The sequence below is a fragment of the Stappia stellulata genome (assembly GCF_020176715.1).
In the GTDB taxonomy this organism is placed as follows: Bacteria; Pseudomonadota; Alphaproteobacteria; order Rhizobiales; family Stappiaceae; genus Stappia.
Genome location: NZ_JAIVMF010000002.1, coordinates 279,840 through 294,449 on the forward strand (window position 1 = coordinate 279,840; position 14,610 = coordinate 294,449).

General features: G+C 65.2%; 8 protein-coding genes and 1 tRNA gene. 3 read left to right on the forward strand and 6 right to left on the reverse strand.

The features are described 5' to 3' along the window. The first annotated feature begins 173 nt into the window (after nucleotides 1-173). From LC092_RS04275 to LC092_RS04285, 3 genes are all read left to right on the forward strand, one after another. Nucleotides 174-449 carry an HU family DNA-binding protein gene (locus tag LC092_RS04275; RefSeq protein WP_029057356.1) on the forward strand — a complete coding sequence of 92 codons (276 nt, stop codon included), beginning with the start codon at nucleotides 174-176 and terminating at the stop codon, nucleotides 447-449. 434 nt (nucleotides 450-883) lie between these two features. After that, nucleotides 884-959 (forward strand) — tRNA-Val (locus LC092_RS04280). A 578-nt stretch (nucleotides 960-1,537) separates the two neighbouring features. Then, nucleotides 1,538-8,614 (forward strand): autotransporter outer membrane beta-barrel domain-containing protein, encoded by a 7,077-nt coding sequence (locus tag LC092_RS04285; RefSeq protein ID WP_224805197.1) that lies wholly within the window; start codon nucleotides 1,538-1,540, stop codon nucleotides 8,612-8,614. Between the two features lie 798 nt (nucleotides 8,615-9,412). Here the strand turns inward: LC092_RS04285 and LC092_RS04290 are convergent. From LC092_RS04290 to LC092_RS04315, 6 genes are all read right to left on the reverse strand, one after another. Next, entirely contained in the window at nucleotides 9,413-9,736 is a 324-nt protein-coding gene (locus tag LC092_RS04290) for a hypothetical protein (protein WP_224805198.1), read from the reverse strand. Between the two features lie 14 nt (nucleotides 9,737-9,750). Then, nucleotides 9,751-10,449 carry an orotate phosphoribosyltransferase gene (locus tag LC092_RS04295; protein ID WP_224805199.1) on the reverse strand — a complete coding sequence of 233 codons (699 nt, stop codon included), beginning with the start codon at nucleotides 10,447-10,449 and terminating at the stop codon, nucleotides 9,751-9,753. Nucleotides 10,450-10,510: 61 nt separating this feature from the next. Next, nucleotides 10,511-11,551, reverse strand: coding sequence for a dihydroorotase (gene pyrC, locus LC092_RS04300; protein WP_224805200.1), 1,041 nt, complete (start codon nucleotides 11,549-11,551; stop codon nucleotides 10,511-10,513). After that, nucleotides 11,548-12,834 carry a Zn-dependent hydrolase gene (locus LC092_RS04305; RefSeq protein WP_224805201.1) on the reverse strand — a complete coding sequence of 429 codons (1,287 nt, stop codon included), beginning with the start codon at nucleotides 12,832-12,834 and terminating at the stop codon, nucleotides 11,548-11,550. The genes pyrC and LC092_RS04305 overlap by 4 nt, the downstream gene beginning before the upstream one ends. After that, on the reverse strand, nucleotides 12,831-13,775 hold the full coding sequence (locus LC092_RS04310; protein WP_224805202.1) for a dihydroorotate dehydrogenase: 945 nt from the start codon (nucleotides 13,773-13,775) through the stop codon (nucleotides 12,831-12,833). Before LC092_RS04310 ends, LC092_RS04305 begins: the two co-directional genes overlap by 4 nt. Further along, the gene (locus LC092_RS04315) at nucleotides 13,769-14,608 is read right to left on the reverse strand and encodes a dihydroorotate dehydrogenase electron transfer subunit (protein WP_224805203.1); all 840 of its coding nucleotides are present in this window, start codon (nucleotides 14,606-14,608) and stop codon (nucleotides 13,769-13,771) included. Before LC092_RS04315 ends, LC092_RS04310 begins: the two co-directional genes overlap by 7 nt. Nucleotides 14,609-14,610 lie beyond the last annotated feature (2 nt).

A 14,610-nucleotide genomic window follows, 5' to 3' on the forward strand; every position in this document is an offset into this window, starting at 1 on the left:
TATGCACAAAAAAGGGGTCCCGGCTCGCGCCGGGGCCCCTTTGTCATATAAAAAGGCGACAAAATCGCGGATTTCTGCCCTTTTCGGCTTGCCTTGCGCCCGAAATCGCATGAGTGTCCCTGCCGAAGCCTGTGACGAATCGACGGGCTGCTGTTTCCAGGAAAGGGACTGCCATGAACAAAAACGATCTGATCGCCGCTGTTGCCGAAAAGACCGGTCTCACCAAGGCGCAGGCTGGCGAAGCGGTTGACGCCGCGCTCGACGCCGTCACCACCACGCTGAAGAGCGGCGGCGAAGTCCGCATCATCGGTTTCGGCAACTTCTCGGTTTCCGAGCGCGCAGCCTCCGAAGGCCGCAACCCGCGCACGGGCGAGACGATCCAGATTCCGGCGTCCAAGACGCCGAAGTTCAAGGCCGGCAAGGGCCTCAAGGACGCCGTCAACGTCTGAGGACGCGGCGACGCGAAACTTGCGTGACGGCCCTGCGAGCGAAAGCACGCGGGGCCGCTTCGCGTTTGGCGTCCGCGGTTTCAAACCTGCCGACCTCTCCGCCGTCGAAAGCGGGTCCCACGGCCATTTGGCGTTTTCAGACTGTGGAGGCGCAGTCCTTGCGGCAAACGCGCGTCAGCGCGGCCCTGAGAGGCGCAGGGGCGGTGTTTGCCTTGCGGGTATCATCGTGGCCCGTCAAAGGGCAGGAAGGCGCTGTGGGCGCTTGAGGGGGCACCTGCCGGGGTCTCTTTGCCCGATGGCACGGGACAAGCTGCAAGAGCGTGTTGAAATCGCCGCCGCGCCGGCTTAAGAGAACCTCAGCCTCGTCGCAAGCACCTCCCGGAGGGCTTGTGCAAAGGCATACGCGCGGGGCGGGCTTTGCCTCCACCCGCTGCGGGCGGTTAGCTCAGTTGGTAGAGCGCCTCGTTTACACCGAGGATGTCGGGAGTTCGAGTCTCTCACCGCCCACCATTTTCCGGCTTTGTCCCGGAGAGTGATCCGAGCGCTGCGGTCCGGCGCAGACCTTTCCTGTGTTTCATGCATTTTTCGGCTTGCGGCAAGATTCTTCTTCCGTTCAGGGTGCCGCGCACCGCGTCAGTTCGTGAATACGGACAGTCGCGGTCTCCTGTCGTCTTTGAACCTTGAGGAGGAGCGCTGGCGTTCGGCTCCGGAGGTCTTGCGGGAAACCGCCTTTGCTGATCGCGCGGCCGCCGGTTCCGGAGTTTCGACATATTTCGACTTGCGGATGTTGCGGAGGCTTCCTTAGAGTCAGCTTCTGTGAGTGCATAAGTATCTGAAAATAATCGAAATTTAGTCGTTGTTTAAGATTTGTGGCAAATCATACGAATCGTCTCGCAACCGGGCGAGGCCGTCGGGGCATCGGGCACTTCACACGGTTCCATGACTTGATCCTTCCCTGCGTTCCCGGGTTTTCCGGTCGTCATCGTTCTCGCGAGCGACGGGGGCCGGCCGTGGAGCGTCTTGTCTCGACGGGTTTTCCAGCCTCTGCGGGCCGTTTCGGTCCGTAAGCCAATACAGGTTTTGCATTGATGACCCGCTTTGCCTCTGTTGCGTCGGTTTGCCTTCCCCGCGATCGCCTGTCGTTCCGCCCCCTGGCGTTGCCGCTCGCGGTGGCGCTGCTTTCGGCGACGGCGCTGACGCCGGCGCAGGCCGCTTGTACCTTCAGCGGAACGACGGAGACCTGCAGCGGCCAGATGTACGGCGCCATCGTTCATACCGAGAATACGGTTCACACTTTGTCGCTCAAGGGCATGGACAACGATCTCGATGCCTTCGACAGCTCCGACGCGTCCAAGCAGGACGGTCCGGCGATTTATCTGCGCGATCCTGGCGGGGAGACGCCCGCCCCCGGTGACTGGTCCGGATCGAACCGGAACGGCCAGTCGGGTGTCGACGGCGCAAGCGGTGCCGGCATCAGTGCGACTGTCAGTCTGGACGACGGCTTCAAAATCACCGGTACGAGCGGTGTCGTCATCGAGACGACGGGCTGGAAGGGCAGCTACGGCCACGAGGCCAAGCACACCGACAAGCACGCGACCGGCGGGCGCGGCGGCGACGGCGGCGCGGGAGGCACGGTCTCCTTCATCGCGCAGAAGGCGTCCGGCGGCAAGGCGCCGGGCGCGATCGAGGCCGTTGGAACGCAGAACACCTCCGCGTCGGTTCAGGATGCGGTGCGCGGCATTCAACTCCTGACCACCGGCGGGGCCGGCGGCAATGGCGGTTGGGCGGAATCCAAGGGCGGGCTGAAGGATGCGGACGGCGGCATCGGCGGCACGGGCGGCAACGGCGGCTCCGCGACGCTCAGCCTCAAGGACGGTCACTACCTGAACTACAATGCCGACGGCACGGCGCTCGGCGGGATCGGCATCCATGTGTCGTCGCAGGGCGGCGATGGCGGCGGCGCCGGCTACGGCGAGGTCGATGGCTGGGACGCCGACGATGCCTATGGCGGCAACGGCGGCACGGGCGGCAACGGCGGCACGGTGAACGTCTCAGCGGCCTCGGCTTTGAGCACCATCATCACGTCCGGTCCCGTCGGAATATATCTCACCAGCATCGGCGGCGGCGGCGGCGATGGCGGCGACGGCAAGGGCGGCCACGACTACGCCGGTGACGGTGGCGATGCCGGCAACGGCGGCGATGTCACCGCCGACCTGAAGGTCGATGTGACGACAACCGGAGGGTCGTCGGGGCCGGGAATCTATCTCAAGAGCGCCGGCGGTCAGGCCGGCGACAGCGGCGGCGATCACGGCGGCATCAAGAACCATTCCGGCAATCCGGGCGAGCCGGGGGAGGCCGGGACTGTCTCGCTGACGCTCACCGGATCGACGGTGAAGACCGACAATGAGGGCGCGGACGGTATCCTGCTCCAGAGCATCGGCGGCATGGGCGGCGACGGCGGCGATGTATCGGGCGTCTTTTCCTACGGCAGCAAGGGTGGCAGCGGTGGCGCCGGCGGAAAGGTCTCCGCCAACATCTCGACGTCGACGGTCTCCACGACGGGCGACCATGCGAGCGCGTTGCATGCCCAGTCGATTGGCGGCGGCGGCGGCAAGGCGGGCAAGACGTCCGGCCTGTCGGCGCTTGCGGCCGAGGCCGGTGCCGGTGGTGTCGGCGGAACCGTGAACGTGAGCCTTGCCGGCAGCAGCTTCTCGACCGAGGGCATCAACGCGGCCGCCATCAAGATCCAGTCGATCGGCGGCGGCGGTGGCAGCTCCGGTGCGGCCGACGGCTTTTATGCCGTCGGCGGCGAGGGCGGGCTCGGTGGCGCGGCCGGGGCCGTGTCCCTGACGGTCGATGGAGCAACGGTTTCCACGAAGGGGCACGCCTCCGTCGGCATTCTCATGCAAAGCATCGGCGCGGGTGGCGGTGACGCCTATTCGCCGAGCGGGGCCTTTGCATTCGGCCAGGACGGCGGCGGCGGCGGCAACGGCAGCACGGTCACCTTCACCAGCAAGAACAAGGGTGTGTCGGTCACGACCGAGGGAGATCATGCGGACGGCGTCGTGCTTCAGTCCGTCGGCGGCGGCGGCGGCAAGGGCGCCAGTTCCTTCGAGGCGATCGCGCTGCTTACGCCGCTGACGGGTACCAGCGGCGGCGGTGGCGGATCGGCCGGCGACGTGACCTTCACGGGGTCGGACAAGGACGTCATCAAGACGTCCGGCGAACATTCGCGCGGCTTCGTGGCACAGTCGATCGGCGGCGGCGGCGGTGTCGGCGGCAATACGGTCGAAATCAACATCGGCCTCATGTTTAATCCGAACACCGGCCAACAGGCCTCCGATATCGCTCATCACGGCGGAACGGTCTCCGGTACGATCGGTGGCACGATCGAAACGGACGGACGCAATTCCGCCGGTGCGTTCATCCAGTCGGTGGGCGGCGGCGGCGGTGCGGCCGGCAACAGCGTCCAGGCCGGCGTCGCGATCGAGTTCAATCACGACATGGGCGCGGACGGACAGAAAGGCGGTGATGGCGGCACGGTCGATTTCACCAGCAATGCCGCGATTATAACCCATGAAATGGATTCCGATGGCATCTTCGCCCAGTCGGTCGGCGGCGGCGGCGGCCATTCCAGCAATGTGTTCGACAGCAACGTCGGCGGACTGAACCTCAGCCAGTATATCGGAAATCAGGGCGCCAAGGGCGGTGCGGGCGGCGATGGCGGCAAGGTGACGGTCGTCTCCAACGGCACCATCACGACCGGCGGTCACATGTCGCTCGGTATCCTCGCGCAGTCCGTCGGTGGCGGCGGCGGCAAGGCCGGATCGACGATCAATGCCGATGTGGGGCTTTCGGCCGGGGCCGTGACGCTTGGCCAGTCGGGCGGCGACGGTGGCGTCAGCGGCGACGTGAGCGTTACCAGCAAGGCGAGGATCTGGACCAAGGGCGCATCCGCGACCGGCATTCTGGCGCAAAGCGTTGCCGGCGGCGGCGGCGTGGCCAACACCACGGTCAACGGCGATCTCGGCATCAGCATGAACTACACGCACGGCGGCAACGGCGGTGAGGGCGGCGATGCCGGCAACGTCACCGTCGAGAACGATGCCGAGGTGCAGACCGACGGCGACGGATCGGTCGCGATCTTCGCGCAGTCGATGGGCGGCGGCGGCGGCAACGGCGCGGTGACCGCGACGGGTGCGATCAGCATCGTCGACGTGAACATCGGGGTCGGCGGCAATGGCGGCGCCGGCGGCACCGGCGGCACGGTCAACGTCAGCAACACCGGCAAGCTGACGACCAAGGGCAACTATTCCTCCGCGGTATTGGCACAGTCGGTTGGCGGCTCCGGCGGCAACGCCGGCATGCTGGGCATGGGGTCGGCCACGGCCGGCGAGATCTCCGGGTCGGTCAATGTCGGCGTCGGCGGCGACGGCGGCGACGGCGGCATCGCGGACGCGGTCAAGATCGACAACTCCGCGACAATCGAAACCTCCGGCTACAACGCCTTTGGCCTTGCCGCCCAGTCGGTTGGCGGCGATGGCGGCATGGGCGGCGCGGTCTATGCCGGCACGTATAACGCGTCGATGGATGGTGGCGCGACGGTTGCCGTCACGGTCGGCGGCAGCGGCGGCGGGGGCAGCAAGGGCAACGTCGTGACCATCGTGAACAACGGCGATATCACGACCAAAGGCCACTATGCCGATGCCATTTTCGCCCAGTCGATTGGCGGCAACGGCGGCGCGGGCGGCGCAAGCTATGCCGGAACACTCGACATCAGCACCGGCAATCAGTTTGAGTCCAATGTTCAGGTCGGCGGCAACGGCGGGTCGGGGGCCATCGGCTCCGATGTGAAGGTCACCAACAGCAAGACGTTGACGACAACCGGGGGCAACGCGCACGGCATCTTCGCCCAATCGGTCGGTGGCGACGGTGGCGACGGCGGGTCGGGGATCGCCTTCCTCGGCAATTTCGAACGCGAAACCGATAAATACATGAAGATCACCGCCAACGCTCAGGTCGGCGGTGGAGGCGGTTCGGGCAACCATGCCGGAAGCGTCACGATCGACAACAGCGGCGATATCTCCACCGCGCAGGATACGTCCTATGGTGTCTATGCCCAGTCGGTCGGCGGTGGCGGCGGCGACGGCGGCAATGCCGGCGCCTATTCCATCGGTTACACGTTTGCGCCGAAGAACGACGAAGGCGAGGGCGCGGAAGGCAAGGGCGTCAGCCTGTCCTTCACCATGGGCGGTAGCGGCGGCGGTGGCGGTCATGGCGACGCCGTCAAGGTAAGTAATGACGCCAAGTCGACGATCTCGACGACCGGCAAGGCCTCCTATGCGATTTTCGCGCAGTCGGTCGGCGGGTCGGGCGGCACCGGCGGCAATGGCGAGCCGGGACTGGAGGGCTGGCTTGCCGATGTCTACGACGTCTACGAGAAGCTCAACACCGCCAAGGAGATCTACGAGCAGTTCAAGGAGTTCCCGGAAAGCCTCTATGAAAGCCTTTCGGTCGATGTCGGCGGCGGCGCAGGCGAGGCCAGCGACGGCGGCGACGTCACGGTGATGAATGACGGCGATCTTACCACGACCGGAGATTCCGCGACCGCGATCTACGCCCAGTCCGTCGGCGGTGGCGGCGGGACCGGTGGAGACGGTTCGCAAGGGCTGATAACGTCGCTGTCGGTTGCCGGCAGCTCTGGCGGCGGCGGCCACGGCGGCACGGTCAATGTCACGCACAACGGCACGATTTCGACGAATGGCGACGGTGCCATCGGCATTCTGGCCCAGTCGCAGGGCGGCGGCGGCGGTGCCGCCGGCGATATCGAGACCACCATCGTCCATGAGATCGACAATCTCTGGGAAACGCTCGGGGCCCAGATCTTCAGCGTTGCCGATGGCGGCGAGGGCGGCGATGGCGGTGACGTCACGGTCACGCTCGGGTCCGATGGCGCCATTGTTACATACGGCGCAAACGCCCACGGCATCTTCGCCTATTCGATCGGTGGCGGCGGCGGCGCCGAGGGCGAACTGAAGGCCGGCGACGGAACCGGGTCCATCGGCAGCGAGGGGCGCGACGGTCTCGGCGGTCTGGTTACGGTCGACGTGAACTATCTGGTCGATGTCGGTGGCGAGGGCGCGGTGGGCGTCTACGCCCAAAGCGTGTCGGGCGGCGGCGAAAGCTACTCCAAGGGCGTCGATATCTCGGTCGATGGCACGGTGCGTGCCGAAGGCGCGAAGGGTCGTGCGATCCTCGCGCAGGTCTCCAGCTTCTATGAGCATGACGTGGAGGGGAAGAACAAAACCGAGGGCGTGGTCAGAATCTCGATCAAAGAGGGCGGTCTGGTCGAAACCACGTCGGCGGATGCTTATGAAACGATTGCCGTTATGGGTGGTCGGTCCGTGTCGAATTCCGAAGGTGATCTCATCGTCACCAACCAGATCACCAACAGCGGAACGTTGCGCAGTGCGGATCTCGATTCGGTCGTGGTGCGCAACGACAGGGAAGCCTCGCTCAAAATCGTCAATGACGGCGGGACGTTCACCGGCTCGCTCGACCTGAATGACGCGAACAAGCAGGCCTTCTACAACATCGCGTCCGGCATGACCGAACTGGGCACAAGCTTCAACATGGGCATCCATGCCGACAGCCTGTTCGAGAATTCGGCCGTGCTGACAGCCGGCAAGTGGGGCACGGTTCATACCTCCACGATCACGACGGGCAGATTCACCAGCAGCGATCTCCTGGTCGTCGACGCCGACCAGGATGCAGGCGGCACCGTCACCAACGACCTCATCATTGTCGATGTCCACGGCAAGGACGACGCCATCGAACTTGGCGGCACGGTCGAAACCCATTGGTCGAAGACGACGACGCTGACTTCCGGTGACACTGGTAGCCTGAAGTTCTTCACATCGGCGAACGGCGAGGCGATCGACTGGTCGGATGCAAAGGCCACGAGCAACGGCGTCATTGCCTATACGCTAAGCGGCAGTGACGACGAGGTGTTTCTGGACTACAGCGTCGACTACCAGGGCGGTGCATCGGGTATGGGGCGCAATGCGTCGAATACGGCGCAATACTTCGAAAACGCGATGAACCAGATCAAGAACGCCGGAATGACCGATGATACCTCCGGCGGGGTGCGGGAATTCGGGGCGACCCTGCTCAATTCCGGAACGACGGCGGAAACGGAGCAGCATCTCAATTCGCTGTCGCCGGAAGAAAGCCTGAACGGCGCGATGAAGGCGGTGGCAGCCTCCCAGGCGCTGCACGGGTTGCTGCAAAGCTGTCCGACTCTCGATCCCGACATGGGCGATGCGTTTTTCCGCCAGCGTGATTGCGTGTGGGTGCAGGCCATCGGCAATCGTCATCACCAAAGCGCGACCGCGGATACCGAATCCTTCCGCGAAGTCACGACGGGTGTCGCCGGCGCCTTCCAGAAGGAAGTCTTCGACGACACTTTCGTCGAGGTCGGCGGCCAGATCGAGTTCATCGACGTGTCGGGGCGCAGCTATTCCCAGTCCGGCAGCCGCTTCAGCGCCGGCATCGCGCTCAAGCGCGAAGTGGGCATGTTCACCTTTTCCACGACCGTGGGCGGTGGCGTCTACGATCTCGACCAGACCCGGCGCTATGTCTCCGGCGGAACGGCCCACAGCGCCTCGGCTGACGTCAAGGGCCGCTTCCTGACGGCGGAGGGGCGTGTGTCGGCGGTGTTTGAGCGTCATGGGTTCTATGCCAAGCCGGCGATGGCTCTTTCCATTACGCGCTTCTGGCAGGATGCGTTCCGGGAAACGGGTTCGGGTCCGCTGAACTGGAATGTTCGCGGCGTCTCGAAGACCTCGGTCGCGGCTGCGCCCATTCTCGAGGTCGGGCATGCCTTCGATCTGCAGGAGCGGCCGACCGTCGTCTTCCTGCGCGGCGGGATCACCGCTCAGCTCACCGATCCGAGCGTATCGACCACGGCGGTGCTCGCCGGGGCGGATGCCTCCTTCGGGTCGCTGTCGAGCATGACGAGTTCCGACCGGGTGCGGGCCGATTTCGCCGCCGGTTTCGACATGGACATCAGCGAGCGCTTCTCGGTCTCGTTGCTCGGGCAGGCCGGCTTCAGCGAAAACACCACCGACATCGGCGGTTATGCGCGCATGAAGCTGCGCTTCTAGGGCGCAGGCTCTCGTCATCCGGCCCGCGGCGCTCAAGTCGCGGGCCGGCACGCAAAATCGACCACTCCGGCGGCGCGTCTTCGGTGAAGGCGCGTTTTTCATGTCGCAAGCGGGGAGGGGGATGGCCTGCGTGCAGGCGCGCGCCAAGCGGGTGAGCGCGGCAGACCGGAAGAGGGACATCGGGGAAAAAGAGAAAACGCCCGCCGGGGGAAGTCATCTGGGGTGGAAACGATGACATGTGCCGCGGCGAGCGCTCGGGAGTTTTTGTTTCCGCGATTTTGATCGATGGGGCATCGCGGTTTTGTGACCGGCTTGCGGGCTTCGGGCTGACCCTCCGAAGCGTAGCCTGCCAGGCTCGGATCTATATATCCAAGAAGCATGCCACTTTTGATAAGTGACGGAATTCAGCTTTTGACTGCATTTTCTCCTGAAGCCGCGGATTTTAGCTTTGCGTATTGCGAATGCCTTGGAGCTCGGTCGGCCGTCCTTTGCAAAACGCAAATCTCCGCTTTCGAAATTGCAAACGTATGCAATTCCGATAGGAACTGTTCCGGATGGATGCAATCCTGTGTCGGGAGCGGTGGATGGGTCGGATGTGGTTGCGGGGGCCACCGGCGGGCCGCGCGGCGCTAGGTCGGTTGCGGGTCGGAAGGCGTTTCAGCCCACAATTGCCGTCGTCCGGCGCCTGGACCGGGAAAGCGCAGGCCCCGGGATGACATGCGTCGGGGCCGTGTTTCCAAGTATGCCAAGGCCCTCCGGCAGAGCGCGAGCGGCGCTGCCGGAGGGCATGTTTCGGGATCAGTTCTTCGCGGCTTCCACGAGCTGGACCGAGACGGCGTTCAGCGCGGCGAGCTTCGCCTCGCCGGTTCCGTCCGCATAGGCCGCGTCGAGGGTCGCGACCATGCCGCGGAAATTGTCGAGCAGCGCATCGGCGGCATCGATCGGCAGCGGCTGGTCGTCATAGGCTTCCACCACGCCCTGGGCGGCGAACATGATCAGGGTCAGGGCGGCGGCATTGTCCGGCTCGCTGGAGATCCGCGCCCGCGCGGCCTTTGCGCAGGAGTTGTAGGCGCGCACCCCGTGACCACCATCGACAACGATCTCGACGAGACTTTCAAACATTTCCAACTCCGATCCTATTGACTGGACAGTTCGGCAATGCCGCCGTGGTTGGCCGACCACTCCAGCGGATTGTGCAGGAAGTTCTCGACTTCCCTGAGAACCTCGGGCGACAGGTGCTTCTGCTTCTTGCAGACGTCGAGAATGTCCCACCACGTCGCGAGATAGTGCAGGCGCATGCCGGCGGCCTCTAGCCGTTCCGGCGTGCCCGGGAAGACGTCGTAGTAGAACACCGAGAACGTGTCGGTCGCCTTCGAGCCGGCCTTGGCGATCGCCTCGGCGAACTTGACCTTGCTGCCGCCGTCGGTGATCAGGTCCTCGACCAGGAGGACGCGCGAGCCTTCCTTGAGATAGCCTTCGATCTGGGCGTCGCGGCCGAAGCCCTTGGGCTTCTTGCGCACATATTGCATCGGCAGGCCGAGGCGCTCCGACAGCCAGGCGGCGAAGGGAATTCCGGCCGTTTCCCCGCCGGCGACGGAATCGAACTGTTCAAAGCCCGCGTCCCGCAGGATCGTGCCGGCCGCGAAATCCATCACGGCGGAACGGATCCGCGGGAAGGAAATCAGCTTGCGGCAATCGATGTAGACCGGGCTCGCAAGGCCCGAGGTAAAGGTGAACGGCTGGTCTGCCCGGAAATGGACGGCTTCGATTTCGAGCAGCATTTTGGCGACCAACTCGGAAACGAGGGCCTTGTCGGGGAAGGTGTTGGGGAACATGGGCTGGGTCCTGTGCTGCGAGCGGATTCTACGCTAGGTGCTTTACTGAATCTGGACCGGTCTAGCTACCCACATTCCAGTGGATCGGGATCATCGGATCGAACACCGTCACCTCGTCCTGCCCGACCGCGACCTTCCTGGGAAAGACGACCGGTTCGTCCTGGCGGGTGAGGGTGAGTGTGGCTTCGTTCGCGGGCAGGCCATAGAAGGCAGGCCCGTTGAGCGAGGCGAAGGCCTCCAGCTTGTCCAGCGCGTTTTCCTGTTCGAAAACCTCCGCCAGACAGGCCATCGTGTTGATGGACGTGAAGATGCCGGCGCAGCCGCAGGCCGTTTCCTTCAGCGGATCGATATGCGGTGCGGAATCGGTGCCGAGGAAGAACCGCGCGTCACCCGAGGTCGCGGCGGCGCGCAGCGCCAGCCGGTGCTTTTCGCGCTTGGCGACCGGCAGGCAATAGTAATGCGGCCTGATGCCGCCGGCGAGGATCGCGTTGCGGTTGATCATCAGGTGATGCGTGGTGATCGTCGCGCCGACGTTCTTGTCCTGCGCCTTGACGTAGTCGACGCCGTTTTCCGTCGTCACATGCTCCAGCACCACGCGCAGTCCCGGCAACCGCTCGCGCAAGGGGGCGAGAACCGTTTCCAGGAACACCGCTTCGCGGTCGAAGATGTCGATGGCCGGGTCCGTCACTTCGCCGTGGACGCAGAGCGGCAGGCCGATCTCGGCCATCTTCTCCAGAACGGAATGGACCTTGGCGAGATCGCGCACGCCGCTTTGGGAATTGGTGGTGGCGCCGGCGGGATAGAGCTTCACCGCGGTAATCAGCCCGTCACGAAAGCCCGCTTCCACATCCGCCGGATCGGTCGTTTCCGTCAGATAGAGCGTCATCAGCGGGGTGAAGTCGTCGCCCTTGGGCAGCGCCTTGAGAATGCGGTCGCGGTAGGCGGCTGCCTGGGCCGTGGTGACGACCGGCGGCACCAGGTTGGGCATGATGATGGCACGGGCGAAGTTGCGGGAGGTGTGGGGGAGGACACCTTCCAGGACGTCGCCGTCGCGCAGGTGCAGGTGCCAGTCGTCCGGCCGGCGAATCGTGAGTGTGGTCATGCTTGCTCCTCGAGATAGGCGGAGAAGATATCGCATGCCCGCAGGAAGTCCGAAACGTCCATGGCTTCATCCGGATTGTGCGAGCCGTTTCGGTTGCGCACGAACACCATTCCGGCCGGAACGCCTGCGGCGGAAAAGACCGCCGCGTCGTGGCCGCCGCCGCTCGGCATGATGAAGGGCTCCAGCCCGGCGCGCGCCATGGCCTCGCGCAGACCGTCGACCACCTGGGGGTCGCAGACCGCCGGGGCGGAATACATGCCCTCGTCGAGCTCGAAGCGGACCTTGCGGTCCTTCTCGATCTGCTTCATTTCGGTCGCGACGAGGCTGCGCATCTCGTCCAGCGTTTCCGCGCTCTGGCTGCGGATGTCGAGGCTGAAAGTGAGCCGGTCGGGAATGCGCGACAGCGCGTTGGTTTCCCGGTCGGTGGAGACCATGCCGCTGGTGAGCACCAGGTCGGCGCCCTTGTTCAGGATCGTCGTCCAGCTTTCATCCAGCCGCACCATCAGGTCGGCGAAGGCAAGCACCGGATCGCGGCGATAGGCTTTCGGCACGGCGCCGGAGTGCCCGGCTTCGCCGATGCAGTTGATCGCGCGATGGCGGAAGTTGCCGCGAATGCCCGAGACCACGGCGGCCGGCAGGTTCTTGCCGATCAGCAGCGGGCCCTGCTCGATATGGAGTTCCAGATAGGCCTCGATCCGGCTGCAGTCGACCAGCGGTTCGCCCTTGGCGATCCGCTCGGTCGGCAGGCCGACGTCGGCCATGTGCTCGGCGAGCGTGCGGCCGTCGCCCTTGTGGCGGGCGTTCGCCTCGGTCTCCGTCAGCTGGCCGGTCAGCACCTTGGAGCCGATGTAGCAGGGGCCGAACCAGGCGCTTTCCTCGCCGCGCATGGCGAGCACATGGACGGGACGGCGGAAGGAGGTGCCGGCGCGGCGCGCGCGCACCAGGCACATCAGCCCGGCGATCACGCCGGCAAGACCGTCGTAGTTGCCGCCGAAAGGCACGCTGTCGACATGCGAGCCGATGACGATGAAGCGCTCCGCGTCGCGGTCCTGCGGCAGGCAGAAATTGGCGTTGCAGCCGTCGTCGTACCACACGTCGAGCCCTTCGGCGCGGGCGAAGTCCTCCAGATAGGCAAGCGTCTTGGTCTCGACATCGGAAAACGCCGGTCGGCTGACCCCCTCGACGTCCGGGGTCATCTCGGCGATCTCGTCGAACAGCCGCTCGGCGAGCGCGTGGTCGGCTTCCCGCGAGGCGGCTTTCGGGGGTGTCTTTGCAAGGGTCATTGGGCCACCGCGATGGCTGAGGTCCGGATGTCCTGCTCGCCGTCGACGACCGAGCCGATCAGCTCGGACACCGAGGCGATGCCCTGTGCGGCAAGCCAGGCTTCCAGATCGTGAAGGATGGTGAGCATGGCGGTCGGATGGATGAAGGTCGCCGTGCCGACCTGCACGGCCGTGGCGCCGGCGATCAGATATTCGATCACGTCCTCGGCGGTGGAAATGCCGCCGCAGCCGATCACCGGAATATTGGCCGCGCGGGCGCACTGATAGGCCATGCGCAGGGCGATCGGCTTCAGCGCCGGTCCCGACAGGCCGCCCATCAGGTTGCCGAGCCGGGGCTGGCGCGTGTGGATGTCGATGGCCATCGACAGGATGGTGTTGGAGACGACGAGCGCATCCGCGCCGCCTTCCTCGGCCGCCCGTGCGACGTCGGGGACCTCGCCGGTGTTCGGCGTGAGCTTCGCCCAGAGCGGCAGGGGGCTTGCGGCGCGCAGGCGCTGCATGATCTCGAAGGTTGAGGACGGGCGGATGGCGAAGGCCTTGCCGTCTTCCTCGATGTTCGGGCAGGAGATATTGACCTCGATGGCGTCGACGCCGGCGACGCTGACCTCCGCGCACAGGGCCGCGAACTCATCGGCCGTGTTGCCGGAGATGCTCACCACCAGCGGGGTCTCGTAGCGCTGGAAGAAGGGCACGACCTTCTCGAGAAAGGCGCCGACGCCCTTGCTCGGAATGCCGATGGAATTGAGCATCGAGCCGTTCACCTCGCAAACCCGCGGGGTCGGATTGCCGTCCCGCCAGTCCCGCGTGATCGTCTTGGTGACATGGGCGCCAAGCCGTTCGAGGTCGAAGACCTCGGCCAGTTCCTCCGAGAAGGTCCCGGAGGCCGGCATGATCGGGTTCTTGAGCTTCAACCCGGCGATATCGACTGAAAGATCTACCATGCGATGGCCTCTGCCATATCGAAGACGGGGCCTTCCCGGCAGACCCTCAGATTGACGACCTTGCCGTCCCGGTTGAACTTGCGCACGCAGCACTGGCACATGCCGATGCCGCAGGCCATCTGCTGTTCCAGCGCCACCTGGCCGGGAATGCCGTGAGCCTCGCCGAGCTTTTGCAGCAGGCGCAGGATGCGGTTCGACCCGCAGGTGTAGAAGGCATCCGCGCGGCCCTCGGCGATCAGGCCTTCCAGCACCTTTTCAAGGTTGTCCGGCGCCGAGGTTCCCTCCGCATCGGTCAGCGCGACGACCGTCGCGCCGAGGCCTTCGAACAGGTCGATGGACATCAGGTAGTCGGGATGGCGCGCGCTGCAGACCGCCGTCAGGCGGCGGCCGAGACGTTTCGCCTCCAGCGCCAGCGGGGCGAGTGTTGCGAGCCCGACACCGCGGGCGACGAGAACCAGATCCGTCCAGTCATCCTCGATGGTGAAGGGCGTTCCCAGCGGTCCGAAGACGGTGAGACTGTCGTTCTCCCCAAGCGTTGCCATAGCGCGGGTGCCCGCGCCGCCGACCTTGTAGAGGAAATGCAGCTCGTTCTTTTCGGGATAGAAGCCGTAGATGCTCATCGGCCGGCGCAGATAGGGGGTCTCGCCGCCGGCCTGCGGGCACAGGATGTTGAAGAACTGGCCCGCCTGGCACTGCTCCAGAACGTGGGCGGGCGCGTCCAGCACCATCATGCGGTATTCGCCGTTGACCGCGGTGTTGCTCTTGACCCGAAGGTCGAGGTCGAACGCGGTAGGCGCGACCCGACCGGCGGTTGCATTGGGTGTTTGCAGCATAG